This window comes from Ensifer sp. (genome assembly GCF_035999185.1).
Lineage (GTDB): Bacteria > Pseudomonadota > Alphaproteobacteria > Rhizobiales > Rhizobiaceae > Ensifer.
This window is the reverse complement of record NZ_DASYHB010000140.1, coordinates 73,130-88,535: the sequence shown is the minus strand read 5'-3', so window position 1 is coordinate 88,535 and position 15,406 is coordinate 73,130. Positions and strand designations below refer to the sequence as shown.

The 15,406-nt window shown below is 61.7% G+C and carries 12 protein-coding genes; 6 read left to right on the top strand and 6 right to left on the bottom strand.

Going from position 1 to position 15,406, the window contains the following annotated elements; translation table 11 throughout:
* Position 1: 1 nt before the first annotated feature.
* Positions 2 to 844, top strand: a complete 843-nt coding sequence (locus VGO04_RS18230; RefSeq protein WP_327497380.1) for a ChaN family lipoprotein — start codon at positions 2 to 4, stop codon at positions 842 to 844.
* Between the two features lie 163 nt (positions 845 to 1,007).
* Here VGO04_RS18230 and VGO04_RS18225 read toward each other — a convergent pair whose 3' ends face one another.
* The 4 genes from VGO04_RS18225 to VGO04_RS18210 form a co-directional block, all read right to left on the bottom strand.
* Positions 1,008 to 2,396, bottom strand: a complete 1,389-nt coding sequence (locus VGO04_RS18225; protein ID WP_327497379.1) for an efflux transporter outer membrane subunit — start codon at positions 2,394 to 2,396, stop codon at positions 1,008 to 1,010.
* Between the two features lie 3 nt (positions 2,397 to 2,399).
* A complete protein-coding gene (locus VGO04_RS18220; protein ID WP_327497378.1) occupies positions 2,400 to 4,337 on the bottom strand; it encodes an ABC transporter permease in 1,938 nt (645 codons plus the stop codon).
* Positions 4,334 to 5,395 (bottom strand): efflux RND transporter periplasmic adaptor subunit, encoded by a 1,062-nt coding sequence (locus tag VGO04_RS18215; RefSeq protein WP_327497412.1) that lies wholly within the window; start codon positions 5,393 to 5,395, stop codon positions 4,334 to 4,336. Before VGO04_RS18215 ends, VGO04_RS18220 begins: the two co-directional genes overlap by 4 nt.
* A 488-nt stretch (positions 5,396 to 5,883) precedes the next feature.
* On the bottom strand, positions 5,884 to 6,687 hold the full coding sequence (locus VGO04_RS18210) for a class I SAM-dependent methyltransferase (RefSeq protein WP_327497377.1): 804 nt from the start codon (positions 6,685 to 6,687) through the stop codon (positions 5,884 to 5,886).
* Between the two features lie 105 nt (positions 6,688 to 6,792).
* Here VGO04_RS18210 and VGO04_RS18205 point away from each other — a divergent pair, with 105 nt between their 5' ends.
* The 4 genes from VGO04_RS18205 to VGO04_RS18190 are packed head-to-tail and all read left to right on the top strand — an operon-like array spanning position 6,793 to position 10,948.
* On the top strand, positions 6,793 to 7,926 hold the full coding sequence (locus VGO04_RS18205) for an ABC transporter substrate-binding protein (protein WP_327497376.1): 1,134 nt from the start codon (positions 6,793 to 6,795) through the stop codon (positions 7,924 to 7,926).
* Between the two features lie 57 nt (positions 7,927 to 7,983).
* Positions 7,984 to 9,123: an ABC transporter substrate-binding protein gene (locus VGO04_RS18200; protein WP_414650566.1), complete on the top strand. Its 1,140-nt coding sequence runs from the start codon at positions 7,984 to 7,986 to the stop codon at positions 9,121 to 9,123.
* Complete coding sequence (locus VGO04_RS18195; RefSeq protein ID WP_414650565.1) at positions 9,123 to 10,202, top strand: FecCD family ABC transporter permease; 1,080 nt, start codon at positions 9,123 to 9,125, stop codon at positions 10,200 to 10,202. The genes VGO04_RS18200 and VGO04_RS18195 overlap by 1 nt, the downstream gene beginning before the upstream one ends.
* On the top strand, positions 10,196 to 10,948 hold the full coding sequence (locus tag VGO04_RS18190; RefSeq protein WP_327497373.1) for an ABC transporter ATP-binding protein: 753 nt from the start codon (positions 10,196 to 10,198) through the stop codon (positions 10,946 to 10,948). Before VGO04_RS18195 ends, VGO04_RS18190 begins: the two co-directional genes overlap by 7 nt.
* A 213-nt stretch (positions 10,949 to 11,161) precedes the next feature.
* Here the strand turns inward: VGO04_RS18190 and VGO04_RS18185 are convergent, their stop codons facing one another.
* Together VGO04_RS18185 and VGO04_RS18180 are read right to left on the bottom strand one after the other, a co-directional pair.
* Positions 11,162 to 12,370, bottom strand: coding sequence for an MFS transporter (locus VGO04_RS18185; RefSeq protein WP_327497372.1), 1,209 nt, complete (start codon positions 12,368 to 12,370; stop codon positions 11,162 to 11,164).
* Between the two features lie 295 nt (positions 12,371 to 12,665).
* Positions 12,666 to 13,694: a LacI family DNA-binding transcriptional regulator gene (locus VGO04_RS18180; protein ID WP_327497371.1), complete on the bottom strand. Its 1,029-nt coding sequence runs from the start codon at positions 13,692 to 13,694 to the stop codon at positions 12,666 to 12,668.
* Positions 13,695 to 13,856: 162 nt separating this feature from the next.
* On the opposite strand from VGO04_RS18180, the gene VGO04_RS18175 reads away from it, so the two are divergent.
* The gene (locus tag VGO04_RS18175) at positions 13,857 to 15,383 is read left to right on the top strand and encodes a sugar ABC transporter ATP-binding protein (protein WP_327497370.1); all 1,527 of its coding nucleotides are present in this window, start codon (positions 13,857 to 13,859) and stop codon (positions 15,381 to 15,383) included.
* Positions 15,384 to 15,406: the final 23 nt, after the last annotated feature.

Here is a 15,406-nt window from a genome sequence, read left to right as displayed (position 1 = left end):
CATGTCAGCCGTACCACACACTCCCGCCACCTGGCTCGTGCCCGCCACTGGCGAAACGATCGCGCATGCCCGGCTGATCGCCGATATGGCGGCCAGAAACGCGGTCCTTCTCGGAGAGACCCATGATCGCTACGATATCCATCGCTGGCAGCTTCACGTGCTCGCCGGCCTCCATGCACATCGCGGCGATGTCGTCGTCGGCTTCGAGATGTTTCCGCGTCGAGTGCAGCCGGCCCTCGACAAATGGGTCGCCGGCACGCTGAGCGACGATGCCTTTCTCTCGGAGGCCGACTGGCGGACGGTCTGGGGGTTCCCGGTCGATCTCTATATGCCGATATTCCACTTCTGCCGGGAACATTCCGTCCCGATGAAAGCCCTGAATTGCCGTCGCGCCTTGGTCACGGAAGTCGGGAAGCTGGGGTGGGACGAAATCCCGCTCGGCGACCGCGACGGCGTCACGCCGGCAAAGCCTGCGACAGCAGCGTATCGGCAATACCTCTTTGACATCACCGGCGGCGTCAGGTCGGACCGGCAGGCGACGTCGCCGGAAGATCCTGCTTTTGATCGGTTCGTCCGTGCACAGCAAACCTGGGACCGGGCATTCGCCTGCAACATCGCCGAGGCAATCGATGAAAGCAGCGGTGCTCTTGTGGTCGGCATCATCGGTCGCGGTCACCTCGAATATGGTCACGGCACGCCTTACCAACTCGCTGATCTCGGCATTCAGGATGTCGCAGTGCTGTTGCCGAACGACGCGGGAACGGTCCGCATTGAAGCTGATCCGGTCGCCGACGCTCTGTTCCGACTTCCGCCGATCGGGCATTCGATTGCGGAGCGCGGATAAGAGGCTCGTAGTGTTTTCGTGCCTTTGGCGCTCAAATGTCTCGGAAAAAGCAGTCGTTTCGTTTGGACAGCCGTCAATAGACCATGAGGCGTGTGCGCCGGAGGTCGAGTGAGGCTGTCGCAACCTGCGCGTGGACGCCCACAAAGTGGGCGTCTCTGCACTTTTATTGGGTGTCGAATGCTTGTGGCGGTGTCCCGCCGAGTGCCCGGATAAGCGTTGCTTCGTTCAAGAGCCGCGCCAGATGGTTGTTCACCAAGCTATCCTTCGCCAGCCTCGTGCCCTCTTGCGCGTCGAGGAGAGGGCGCAGCGCGATTGCCCCCGCACGAAACCGGGTCTCGTAAAGTGCCTCTGCGCGCTTCCGCGCCTCCAGCGCACGTCGCAGGTGCTGGTGCTGGCGGGAGAGATATGCCCTGGATGAAAGGCCGTTCGAGACTTCGGTCAATGCTGTCAGCATCGTCCCACGAAAGGAGGAGACGGCCTCTTCGTATTGGACGTCCGAAACACGTATTTGCAGGTCCATCTGGCGCATGTTCAGAAACGGCAGGACCGCATTCGTCCCGAGCGTCGCAATGGGATTGGCCACGAGTTCGGCAAGTTCCTTGCCACCGGCGCCGAGATTACCCGTCAGCGATATCGGTGGATAAAAACTCGCCCTCGTTTCGTCTATTCTGCGAAGTGCTGCCCGAAGCCGTGTTTCGGCTGCGCGCAGATCCGGCCGGCGCCCTATGAGGCTCGCAGGCAGCCCGGGCGCCAGTTCAGGCAATTTGCCTTGCGGTAGCCGTTTTGGCTCGGCTAGCGGGCTGGCCCTGCCATTCAACAGGTCCACCAGACGGTTGCGCAACACGTCACGGTCGCGCTTGAGCAGTTCTTGGGAGGCGCGTTGCGCTTCTACCGCCTGCGCTATCTCGTAGTGTTCGAGGTCCGATGCTGTCCCGGCTGTGCGCATGGTTTCGACGATGTCGCGTGTGCGCAAGGTCACGGCGAGCCCGGAAGACGCGCTATCCAACATCTGGTTCGCATGGGCGAGTTGCCACCACGTCGACACAGTCGCTGCCGCGACCGCCAGGCGTGCGGCTTCAAGATCATCCGTCGATGCCGAAGCTTCCAGATTGCCGATGTCGCGCGTGGCCGCAATCTTCCCCCACAAGTCCAATTCGTAGGAAAGAGCGAGGCTGGATTGATAGTTCTGACTGGCAGCGCCTCGGCCATCGAAGGGCATGCGCCCGCTTCCGCCGACATTGCCCGAGAATTTCGGAGCGCCCGCCTCGGCTGAAAGTCCTGCATTCAACCCGGCGCGGCGCACGCGCAGGCTTGCAGCCATAATATCGTTGTTGGCCGCAAGCACGGCAGGGACGAGCGCATCGAGACCCGGATCACCAAAAGCCGTCCACCACTGTTCCGCTGTCGCAGAATGTTCCTTGCTGCCGTGAGCTTTCTGTGTCGGCCAGGTAAAGCCGGGCGGAACTTCTGGCCGTTGATATTCGGCCGGGGTCAGGCAGCCCGCGAGCGAAATCCCGATCGGTAGAACGATCCCTATCTGGAACAAGCGCATGGTTTACTCGCTTGCCAGGGCACGCACAGGGTCAAGGCGTGCTGCGCCGCGGGCCGGCAGGTAACCGAATGCCAGACCAATCATGATGGTGAAGCCCGTGGCCAGCAGAATGGCTCCAGCACTCAGCACGATTGGGAGCGGAGACATAAGGGCGTCCGAGACGAAAGATAGCGCAATTGCGAGTGCGACGCCGAATCCGCCGCCCACAACGCAGACCGCAACCGCTTCGATCATGAATTGCGCCATGATGTCTCGCCGTCTCGCGCCCAGTGCCATGCGAAGGCCAATTTCTCGGGTTCGCTCCGTGACGGAGATCAGCATGATGTTCATAACCCCAATGCCGCCGACCACCAGGGCGACCGCGGCCAGTGCGGCAATCAGCAGGCTGAATGTTGCCATCGTCTTTTCGCTGGCTCGACGAACTTGGTCGTTGTTGAAAATAAAGAAGTCCTTCACCCCATGCCGGCGTTGCAACAGGTTGCTCGCGGCCCGCTCGGCCAGAGTTGTGTCGATGTCGTCGCGAACCCGAAGCGTGATGTTTGCCAGAGGCATCGGTCCCGTCACGCGCGATCGCAAAGCCGTATGGGTCATGTAGGCTGATGCTGCCCCACCCCGGAAATGCGGCAGCGCTACGACACCGACGACGGTCGCCGGCGTCTTGCCAAGCAGGACCTGTTTTCCCACTGGCTCGGCACTTCCAAAGAGGCCCGGCACAGCAGGTTCCGAAAGCACCACGTTCGAATTGGCCTCTGCCAAATCCTCCTGCATGAGCAGCCGGCCGGAAACCAGCTTCATGCCATTTGCTCGAAAATAGGAGGACCCTATGCCGACCACCTGAAGTTCCACCGTCCGGGCCCCATTCCGAGCCTTCAGGTTCGTCGCGATTTCCGGTGTTGCACTGTCGACGTAAGGCTGGGCCGCAAGCGCATCCACGTCGGCTGTGGTCAGGCTGACGATTTTATGTGCCTCCGGGTCTCCGAAACTGCGTCCAGGGTAGATAACGAGCGTGTTGGTTCCGAGGCCTGCCATCTGGTTCCTGACAGAGATCCGGGCGCCTTCACCAAGCCCGATGACGGCAACGACTGCAGTGACACCGATGACAATGCCAAGCATCGTCAATCCCGTCCGCAGCTTCTGGGCAGCCATCGCCTTGAAGGACATCCCGAAGGCACTTGTGAGGCTTGCAATAGAGGTGCTGGATGACCTGGATGCTGCCCTCGTATTCTCGGTTTGCGCGCTGCCTTCTCGCCTGTCGCCCAGGCAGGTGTCAGAAACGATTGCGCCATCGGCAATTTCAATGATCCGGCCGGCATGGGAGGCGACGTCGTGATCGTGGGTAACGATGATGACGGTGCGGCCCTGCTGGTGCAGTTCCTTGAGGGCGGACAGGACGAGTTCGCCTGATCGACGATCGAGCGCACCGGTCGGCTCATCGGCGAGCACCACACCCGCGTCGTTCATCAGCGCACGCGCGATTGCGATGCGTTGCTGCTGCCCGCCCGACAGTTCGTTGGGACGGAATAGGAGTTTGTCCGCGAGTCCGAACTGATCGACGAGCCGGGCTGCCCGTTCGCGCCGCCTTGCAGCCGGCGTTCCCGCATAGATTGCCGGTAATTCCACATTGCCGGCAACCGATAGCGCGTTGACCAGGTGATAACGCTGGAACACAAACCCAAATCGGTCGCGCCGAAGGTGTGCAACGGCGTCGGCTTCGAGGTTCGATACGTCGATCCCATCGACACGGTAGGTGCCGCCGTCGGTCCGATCGAGGCAGCCCAGAATGTTCATGAGCGTGGATTTTCCAGACCCCGACGCCCCGACGATCGCGACCAATTCGCCAGGCTCGATGACGAGGCTTACGTCGTTGAGCGCCATGACGGTCTCATCGCCGCTGCGGTAGGTACGCGTCACATGGGAGACTTCCAGCCGGGGAGCGATCATTGCAGCATCGTGTCCGTATCGGTAGGGCCGGTATCGAGTTGCAGCCCCACCTCATCGCCCTCGGCCAGTCCTTCAACGACTTCCGCGTCGATCCGATCCGTTATGCCGATGCGGACGTTCCGTGTCTCCAACGGGCCGTTCTTGCTCTTGACCGTGGCCGTGAACATGCCGTTTTCATCCGGTCCCTGAAGCGCTGCCCAGGGGACAAGCACCGCATTTTCCACGGAGCCGGTCGTGATCGTCACGTCAGCGGTCATCATCGGCAACAGCACGCCGTCGTCATTCCGCGCGTCAAAAACGGCATTGAAATAGACGGCTTGGGATGGAGCGCCGGCGGAAGGCTGGGGGGTGTTTATCCCAAGGGCTGCCAGCATCGCCGGGGACGCAGGTTCCACCACATCCAAAGCGCTTTCGCGTCGGGTCTTGCGGTCGCCAAAGGTTGTGAACCAGACCTTCTGTCCTGGCTTGACACGCCCGATATCGGCCTCGGAAATCTGGGTCCGCACCACCATGACGTCGATATCGGCGATGACCGCGATCACCGGAGCAGTCTGGGCGGAGTTCAGGGTCTGCCCCGACTTGGCGGTGACAGCAATGACCCTCCCGTCCATCGGCGCGACGATGCGGGTATAGCCAAGATTGGTCTCGGCCTTTTCAACGCTGACGAGGGCCGTTTCCGTTTGCGCTATCGACAAATCGAGTTCTGATCGCGCGATCTGGACCGCCGATCGGGCATCGTGAAGATCAGCGGCCGATCCTGCCCGCCCGTCATGAAGCGTCTTTTGACGTTCAAGCGTTCGTTCCGCTCTCTCCAGCTGAAAGGTTCGCGAACGTTCGGTGGCCTGTGCCTGGCGAAGCGCAGCGCGCGCGAGACGCAGTTCATTCTCCTGCTGAAGGGAATCGATCTCTGCAATCGGGTCGCCCTTGCGCACGCGGTCGCCGAGCTTGACATGTATCGCCCTCAGTTGGCCGCTTACCTGCGCTCCCACCTGTACCAGGCGGGAAGGCTCGAGCGTCCCGACGGCGCTGACGGTTTCCGACAGGGCGCCCCGGCGCACCGAACCCGTGAGAACCGCTTGATCCGAGGGAGGAGACTTTGGCAATGCGAATGCGACGACTGCGCCACAACCGCCAAGCAAGGGGATCGCCAAGATAGCGAGACGCAAGCGTCGAGACCGTTGTTTGGAAACCAATTGAGAACGCCTGACCTGATTGTTTCGCGAAGGGGGATTACACCAGGGGCTTTCGAGATCCAACTCCAGGTGTGTGTTTATTCACATAAAGCAATCTATGAGAGTATTCTCACGCAGGGGTGCTTCGTGCTCTTGAGAGATCCCGCGACTGGGCTCATCAGAATTTTGTCTTCAGCAAAACAAGTCTTATCCAACAGCAAGGATAGGTTCCTTTCCGGCTCCACGGAGACGGACTGGACGTTCTGCCTTGCGGTAACATTGCGCTCTGATCCATGAGTACAGATCATCAACGCCGATTGTGTCCTCGGTCAAGATTTGAACCAGGTGGCTTGCTTTCGAGACTTCGGGAGCCGCTAAGGCTTTGTCGCCCTGATGGCGTACCGATGCTGGCTTTGCCGTGCCAAGCCTTTGAAGAGGTTCCAGTTCTTCGCTTGGCTCCGGTGGATGTCGCGCAGATCGGTATCGATGCGAACATGGGCAAAGCCGGCATCGGAGAGCAGAGTGGCGACGTCCTTGGCTCGTGCGCCGCTGGAGAAGTGGACGCGTGAGAGAATACTGCGATGGGTCTCCATCATTTGCGGCGTGCCTACCGCCGTCTCAGCCGCAACCAACCGCAGACGCTGACCCCAGACGCTGAGCTTCGAGAAAAGCCGTTCGAGCGCCGTCGTGTTGACGAAGTCGCCGTCAACGACGAGCAGCGTGCCGCCGGGCTTCAGGACGCGGAGCCACTCGCGAAAGGCTGCGGCCGGGTCGACCAGCGTCCACACGAGGTGCCGGGTGACGACGGCGTCGTAGCGGCCGTCGGGCTCCATGGTATTCTCGGCGTCGCCAACATCGAAGCGGATGGTGCGCCCGCGGGCCCTTGCTTTCTCACGGGCGCGTTCGAGCATGGGCTCGGCCCAATCCAGGCCTTGCACCTTGAAGCCGAGATCGTCGAGCAGATGGGAAATCACGCCAGTGCCACTGGCAAGATCGAGGGCGGCGCGGCCATTGCCCGGACCGAGATGCTTCAGAAACAAGCGGTGCCAGGCGGCGCGCTCGTCTTCTGAGAAGATTTCATGGCCCGGCGACAGGTCGAATGTGGCGGCGCGCGCCGACCAGTAGGCCTTGATCTCATCCCTGAGGTTGTAGTTCTGGCGATCCAGTGCGTCGCTCATGCCGTTGCGCCCATCTTTGTTTGGAGGCGTTCTAAAAGATAAATGTTGACTAATAAAGTCATGAAACATTAGATCGCCACGATTTTCCCAGCGGAGCAGAAAACAATGCGGTTTTTCAACAGGGTGGCTATGGCCGCCACGGGCTTTTGCGTGCTTTTTTCCGGCGTGGCTTTCGCTGATGTCGTAAAATTGAAGGACGTGACGGGCCGCGAGGTCGAGGTCAATGTGCCGGTCGAGCACGTGATCCTCGGTGAAGGCCGCCAGATCTATTTCCTGGGTGCGCTTGATCGCGAAGACCCCTTCAAGCACGTCGTCGGCTGGCGTGACGATCTCTCCAAGGCCGACCCGGAAAGCTACGCTGCGTACCTCGCCAAATACCCTGACATCGCCAAGCTTCCGACCTTTGGCGGCATGAAGGACGGCACCTTCGACATCGAGCAGGCGGTGGCGCTGAAGCCCGACGTCGTCCTGATGAACGTCGATGCCAAGACGGCGACGGAAGAGGCCGGCTACATCGAGAAACTCGCCAAGGTCGGCATTCCGCTCGTCTACGTCGACTTCCGCGAAAAGCCGATGGAAAACACCGAGCCGAGCATGCGGCTGATGGGCAAGCTGCTCGGCAAGGAAGAGACGGCCGAGGCGTTCATCAAGTTCCGCGCCGACAGCATCGCCAGGGTCACCGATGTTCTCGCCAAGGCCAATCCGAAGAAGCCGCTCGTATTCGTTGAGCGCGCCGGTGGCTATTCCGACGATTGCTGCATGTCCTTCGGCAACGAGAATTTCGGCAAGATGGTCGAGTTCGCCGGCGGCGTGAACATGGCGAGGGACATCATTCCCGGCACCTTCGGAACGGTCAATCCGGAGCAGATCATCGCCTCCAACCCCGACCAGATCATCATCACCGGCGGCAACTGGCAGGGTTACGTGCCCGGCGGCAACTGGGTGGGCGTCGGCTATGGTGCCGATGAGAAGGAAGCGGCGCGCAAGCTGGAAAACCTCACCAAGCGTCCGGCCTTCACCGGCGTCAAGGCGGTCAAGGACGGGCAGGTTCACGCAATCTGGCACCAGTTCTACAACAACCCCTACCAGTTCGTCGCCATCCAGCAGATCGCCAAGTGGCTGCACCCGGATCTGTTTGCCGATCTTGATCCGGACGCGACCTTCAAGGAACTGCACGAGCGGTTCCTGCCGCTTCCCTACAAGAGCGGCTACTTCGTCTCGTTGAGCTCAACCAAATAACGGTGCTGGCAGCCGGGGACGGGAGGCCCCAAGGCTGCGGCCGAAGAAGGAATGACGATGCCGAACTTCAGGACAATCGCGTCAGTGATGCTCGCGGCGATCATGCTGGTGGCACTGCCCGCAAGCGCTGCGGAAATCATCGATGTCACCGGCCGCAAGGTCGAAATCGCACTGCCGGCCAAGCGCATCCTGCTTGGCGAGGCGCGGCAGATCCACGTGGCGGCGGCACTCAAGGGCGAACACGTCTTCGACACGGTCGTCGGCTGGCGCGACGATCTTCTGAAGAAGGACCCGGATTCCTACGCGGCCTATGTCGAGCGTTTCCCTGAAATCGAAAAGCTGCCGCGCTTCGGCTACATCCCCTCGGGGGATTTCAGCCTCGAAGCGGCGATCGCGCTGAAGCCCGATGTGCTGACGCTGAACCTTGAGGCCCAGAAGGCGGTCGAGGAATCCGGCTTCATCGAGAAGGCCGCTGCCGCCGGCATTGCGGTCGTCTATCTCGACTTCCGCGTCGATCCGGCTGCCAACAGCGAAAAGTCCGTCGAAATCCTCGGCCAGCTCTTCGGCGCCGAAGAAAAGGCGCGGGAGTTCATCGAATACCGCAATACCCAGATCGCGGTCGTCACCGATCGCCTCCAAAAGGCCGGTGCGATCACCCGCCCCAAGGTGTTCATCGAGCGCTCTCCCGGCATCACCGGGGACGTCGTCTGCTGCCGCACCTTCGGTCCTGCGAATTTCGGCGCGATGGTGGAACAGGCGGGCGGACATAACATCGGCTCGGACGTGATCAAGGGCACCTTCGGCGACCTCAACCCGGAGCAGCTCATCGTCAGCGATCCGGACCAGGTCATCATCACCGGCAGCAACTGGTCGGCAGAATCCGATCTCAACCAGTTCGTCAGCGTCGGACGCGGGGCCGATGCGGCCGCGGCTCAAGAGCGGCTGCGCGGCCTGATGCAACGCCCAGGGTTTCCTGGCCTGAAGGCAGTGAAGGAAGGCAACGTCCACGCCGTCTGGCACCAGTTCTACGGCGCGCCTTATGAGTTCATGCCGATCCAGCAGTTCGCCAAGTGGTTCCATCCGGAACTCTTTGCCGACCTCGATCCGGACCGGACGTTCCGCGAATTCCACGAGAAGTTCCTGCCGGTCGCCTATCGTCCGGGCTATTTCGCTTCTCTGCCGAAGGATGGGCAATGATGGTTGCATTGGCCGAAACAAGGGCTGAAACAATCGCTGGGGCCGAGGGACGGGGGCGCTACCGCGCCCTCGTTCTGCGCCGCCTGGTGCTGATCTTCTGTCTCGTCGCCGCACTTCTGGCGTCGATCGCCGTCGACATGGCGCTTGGCCCAGCGAACTATCCGCTTTCGGACGTGCTGACGGCGCTCTTTCGCGCCGACACGGTGAGCGACCAGCTGCGCGTCGTCATCTGGGACATCCGCATGCCGATCGCGCTGATGGCGGTCACGGTCGGCGCTTCGCTGTCGGTTGCAGGCGCCCAGATGCAGACGATCCTTGCCAATCCTCTGGCAAGCCCCTTCACGCTCGGCATCTCCGCGGCCGCAAGCTTCGGAGCTGCACTCGGTCTTGTCGCCGGCATCGCGATCTTCCCGGTTGCGGTTCACTACATGGTGCCGATCAACGCCTTCCTGATGGCGATGGTCGCAGCGCTCTTCATCCACTTCGCCTCCACCATGCGCGGTGTGACGGTCGAGACCATCGTGCTGCTCGGCATTGCGCTCGTCTTCACCTTCAACGCTGCGCTGTCGCTGCTCGAATATCTCGCCTCCGAGCAGGCCCTTGCCGCTGTCGTCTTCTGGACGATGGGCAGCCTGACCAAGGCGACCTGGCCCAAGGTCTGGATCACCGGTGCCGTACTTCTTTTTGCGGTTCCGCTCTTTGCGCGGCACGCCTGGGCGCTGACCGCGCTTCGGCTCGGCGACGACAAGGCCGCGAGCTTCGGTATCAACGTGCGCCGGCTGAGGCTGGAGGCAATGCTGACCGTGAGCCTGCTTGCGGCGATCCCCGTCTCCTTCGTCGGTACCATCGGCTTTGTCGGTCTCGTCGGGCCGCATATCGCCCGCATGCTCGTCGGCGAGGACCAGCGCTTCTTCCTGCCCGCTTCGGTGCTTTGCGGCGCGCTCCTGCTGTCGGTCACATCCGTCGTCAGCAAGATGCTGATACCCGGTGCGGTGCTGCCGATCGGGGTCATCACCGCACTGGTCGGCGTACCCTTCTTCTTCGTGCTGATTTTCACCAACAGGAGGCGCGCATGGTAAGCCTGTCGCTGGAAAAAGTCGGCGCGAACTACGGCCGCCGCGTCGTGCTATCCGACGTTAATACCGGCGTGTTGCGCGGCGGTGGGCTGACGGCGGTGATCGGCCCGAATGCCGCCGGCAAGTCGACGCTGTTCAAGCGCATCGCCGGCCTGACGTCAGGGCCCGGCACCGTGCATCTGTCGGATGCGGCCAAGGGGCCTCAAGGCATCTGCTACATGCCGCAGGATACCGGCGCCAACGCGGTGCTCAGCGTCTACGAATCCGTGCTGCTTTCGGCCAAGCAGGGCTCTGGCTGGAAGGTGAAGGACGCCGAACTCTCGGAAATCGACCGGGTGCTTTCGGAACTGCGCATTTCCGACCTTGCCTTTCGCGGTCTCGGCGAACTTTCCGGCGGACAAAGGCAGCTGGTCTCGATCGCCCAGGCGCTGGTGCGCAAGCCCGAAGTGCTGTTGATGGACGAGCCGACCTCGGCGCTTGATCTCTTTCGCCAGATCGAAGTGCTCGGTTTCATGAAACGTTTGTCAGCCGAGGCGGGCATGGGGGTGCTGATCGCGCTGCACGACCTCAATCATGCGCTGCGCTACTGCGACGACACCATCGTCATCAGTGGTGGCTCGGTACTGGCGAGCGGCCCGACCCGCGATGTCATCACGGCGGACATGCTGCGCTCGGTCTATCGGGTCGAGGCCCGCGTCGAAGCCTGTTCGCTGGGCCGTCCGGTCGTCATCGTTGACGGGTCCCTCTGAGGAGCTGGGGCGAAGCCGCGACGCCCCATCCCGACGCCGTCTGCTGTCAGCAACATGCAAAACCTGTCGCGACCGATGCACCGATCATCGTCAACCATAGAGCACAGGCCGCTTTGGCTCCATCTCGATCCGCCGGATCGGGCAGGCCCGCAGGCAGGTTTTCCATAACGGCCCACGCACCGGTTCCCGTATCCGGATCTCTGAAGACGGCTGTCAAGCGTGCCGTTCTTCGATCCTTGGAAGAAACCACGCCAGGAGCCCCGCGAGCGGGAGGAACGAGCAGACATAGTAGACCGTTTCGACGCCATAGCTGTCGGCCAGGATTCCGAGAAGCGCGGCAGCGATGCCGCCTAGTCCGAAATTCAAACCGTAGAACAGCCCACCGATGAGGCCGATCCGGTGCGGCAGCAACTCGATGGCGTAGATCAGGATGGACGCGAACGCGCTCGCCATGATCAGGTTGATCATCACTGTCAGAACGCCCGTCCAGAAGAGGTCGACATGCGGCAGGATTAGCGTTAGCGGAAGCGGCCCCAAAACCGAAATCCAGATGATGCGATAACGCCCGATGCGGTCGCCGACGATGCCTCCGATCAGCGCGCCCGCGGCGGAAGCCAGAAGAAAGATGAATAGCATCATCTGCGCGGAGGGGATTGAAAGGCCGAACTTCTCCATGAGGTAGAAGGTGTAGAACGAGCGGAAGCTTTCGCCATAGGCGTTCTTGGTAAACATCAACAATGTCAGGACCACCAGGGCCACCGCGATCGTCGCTGGCGCATGACGGGCGCCGCCGGCGGCGTTCTTGCCGTCTGCCCGCAACGCCATGAATGCGGCGCTGATCTCCCGCTGTTTGCTACCGATCCAGACCAGAAGCGCCATGGCCATCAGCGCGAGAACCGCAAACCACGCGAGGCTCGACTGTCCCCAGGGGACAATGATCAGTGCGGCAAAGACCGGGCCGAGCGCGCCCCCCGCCTGGCCGCCGACCTGAAACAGGCCTTGTGCCAATCCCTGTCGCCCGCCGGCCGCATAACGCGCCATGCGCGTCGCTTCCGGATGAAAAATGGACGATCCGATCCCGATCAGCGCGACTGAAACGAGGATCACCGCATAGCTTTGGGCGAAAGCGAGGCTCACCAGTCCCGAGAGCGTGAACATCATCCCCACGACCGGCGAATAGGGTGCTGGGTGTTTGTCCGTCACCATGCCGATCGCCGGCTGCAGCAGCGACCCAGCGATCTGGAAGGTCATGGTGATCATGCCAATCTGCACGAAATCCAGCGCGTAGGCGTCCTTCAAAATCGGATAGGCGGCCGGGATCAGCGACTGCATCAGGTCATTGAGGAGATGGGTGAGACCCAGGATGACCAGCACGGCTAGATGCGTCTTGGGACGCGTCAAGGTGGGGACGGCGACTGTCATGGTTTTCGTTCTTGACCTTATGGGTATTTCGGGGACACGGCTTGCGGCGGCAACCGCAACCTTCATCTGGCTGAATTCTGCGTCGCCCCGGGACCTTATGCATCGCGCGATGCGCGGGCAATCGAATACTCGCGCTGTGATGGCAATGGGCGGAGCCCCACGCTGCCCGGGAGTGTCCAAGGTGTCGACATGTTCCCCGGATTCATCATAGACGACGGCTTGCTCATTCGATTTGTGACCGCGGCTGAGACGAACAATGCGTCCCGTGTTGATCGCAATGTGAGGCCGAGAAGTGTCATGGCCAGCGCCGCACGGGCGGCGGGCCGACGGAGTTGCGGACGATCAGGTCGGGCCGGAGCAGGATTTCGGTCTCCGAGGCTGTCCGATCCGAGAGCATCTCCAGGAGCAGCGCCATGGCATGTTTGCCGATTGCGGTGCGCGGTTGGCGGATGGTCGTCAGCGAGGGCGACATGAAGCCTGCCTGCGGGACGTCGTCGAAACCGGTGACCGAGAAGTCCTCCGGTATATCGTAGCCGCGCGCCTTGAGGCCGAGCGAAACCCCAAGGGCAGTCTGGTCGTTGACGCACATGAAGGCGGTTGGAAGGTCGTCGCGCATGAAGAGCTGTTCCAGCGCCAGTCGGCCGCTCTCCACGGTTCCGTCGCCTTCCAGGATCAACTGGCGCGCAAGCGGGATTCCGGCCGCCGCGAGCCCCGCCTCGTATCCCGAGCGGCGGCGGCCATAGGCAAGGCGCGTGCTGGAGTCGCCGATGAAGGCGATCCGACGGTGACCTTCGGAGATCAGCAGGTCGACGACCTTGCGCGCGCCCTCGACATCATCGACACCGACATAAGGAATGCCGCCGTTGAACACCGGCTCGAAGACGCCGACCGTCGGCGGCAGGCGCGCTGTCAGGGTCTGGTGGCCGAAGGGCAGGATGCCTGTGAATAGGATCATGCCCGCAGCCTGGTTGGAGTTGAAGAATTTCAGATACTCCAATCCACGCTGGGCATCGTTCTGAGTATGGCCGATCAGCACGCCGTAGCCGTGGGCGCGCGCTTCGTTTTCGAGGCCGACCAGAATGCTTGAGAAGTTCGGATCGCCGATATCGGGCGCGACCACCAGGATCATGTTCGACCGGCCAAGTCTCAGGCTGCGCGCCATTGCATTGGGCGTGTAGCCGGTGATCGCGATCGCCTGGTTGACCTTTAGGCGGGTCGAATTGGCGACCTTTTCCGGCATGTGAATGGCCCGCGAAACCGTCGCGATCGACACTTCGGCGATCCGTGCGACGTCTTCAATGGTTGCGGGCGTGGAATTTGACAAGGTCGGCCTCGGTTTTGTTGCGAGGGACACTACACACGAACGCTCGATGGTCAAACGCGTGCACTGAAAAATTTGTCTGCTGTAAACGATGTAAACCTTTACATTGGCGAGTGTAAAGGTTTACATCTTTAAAAAAGCGGTGGAGGCCGCAGGGAGGGGAGAATGACCACGGAAGTTGTCGACGGGGCTCCCGTCGTGCTGTCCGCGCGCCGTATCAGCAAGTCGTTCAGCGGCGTGCAGGTGCTGTTCAGCGTCGACTTCGAGCTACGCCAGGGCGAAATCCATGCGCTGATGGGCGAGAACGGCGCCGGCAAATCGACGCTCGTGAAGATCCTATCCGGTTTCGAGCAGCCGACCTCGGGCGAGATCCTCCTTGATGGTAAGTCGACGAAGCTGCCGCCAAATGGAGCGGCCGAAGCGCTCGGCATCGTCATCATCCATCAGGAATTTAATCTCGCCGAACACCTGACGGTCACGGAGAGCCTTTTTCTCGGGCGCGAGGTTACGCGCTTCGGCGTTCTCGATCGCAAGTTCATGCGCGCGGAGACGCGTCGCGTGCTCAATCTTCTCGGCTCGCATGTCGACGAGAATGCGATGATCGGCTCGCTGTCGATTGCCGAAAAGCAGATGGTCGAGATCGCCAAGGCCATCAGTCGCGACGCGCGTGTCGTCTTCATGGACGAGCCGACCGCGGTGCTGTCGCGAGAGGAAACGAACTTCCTGTTCAGGCTGGTGCGCAAGCTGCGTGACAAGGGGACAAGTTTCGTCTTCGTGTCGCACAAGCTGGATGAGGTCATGGAATTGACCGACCGCGTGACCGTTCTGCGCGACGGTCAGTGGATCAAGACGTCGCCCACGTCCAAACTCGATGGGGAGGCGATCGCTCAGCTCATGGTCGGCCGCGAGCTGTCGAGCCTCTATCCCGCAAAGAGCGAGCCGGATGTTGATGAGGAAGTCGTGCTCAGGGTCGAGCAGGTATCGACCGGCTATGTCCGTGATGCGAGCTTCGAGGTCCGTCGCGGCGAAGTGATCGGCTTTTCGGGAATGATCGGCTCGGGTCGGACGGAGCTGATGGAGGCGATCGTCGGGCTGCGCGCGCGGACGGCCGGCGAGGTGCTGGTTCGTGGCCAGCCGGTGCCGTCCGGCGATGTTCATGCGGTCAACAAGGCCGGTCTCGCCTATATGACCAAGGACCGCAAGGCCAAGGGGCTTTTGCTCAATGCCGGGATGATGGCGAACCTGACGCTGCAGTCGCTCGGCCGTCACAGCCGCCTCGGTTACCTCGATCCGGGAAGTGAGGAGGCTGCCCTCGTCAAGGCGCGCCGTCGATTCGACATTCGCGTCAGGGACGACAGGGTCGTCGCCGGACGCATGTCCGGTGGCAACCAGCAGAAGCTGCTGCTTGCTAAGGTCATGGAGACCGACCCCGGCATCATCATCATCGACGAGCCGACACGCGGCATCGATGTCGGCACCAAACAGCAGATCTATCACTTCATTTCGGCGCTCGCCCGGGACGGCCGCTCGATCATCGTCGTCTCGTCCGAGATGCCGGAGGTCATCGGCCTGTGTAGCCGCGTGGTGGTCATGCGCGAGGGGCACATCGCCGGCATCCTCGAGGGGGACGAGATCTCCGAGCAGGAGATCATGCGCTATGCGGCCGGCCTGAAGAAAAAGACGGCAGCTTGAGGCGGCACCGGCGTCGCGCGGGC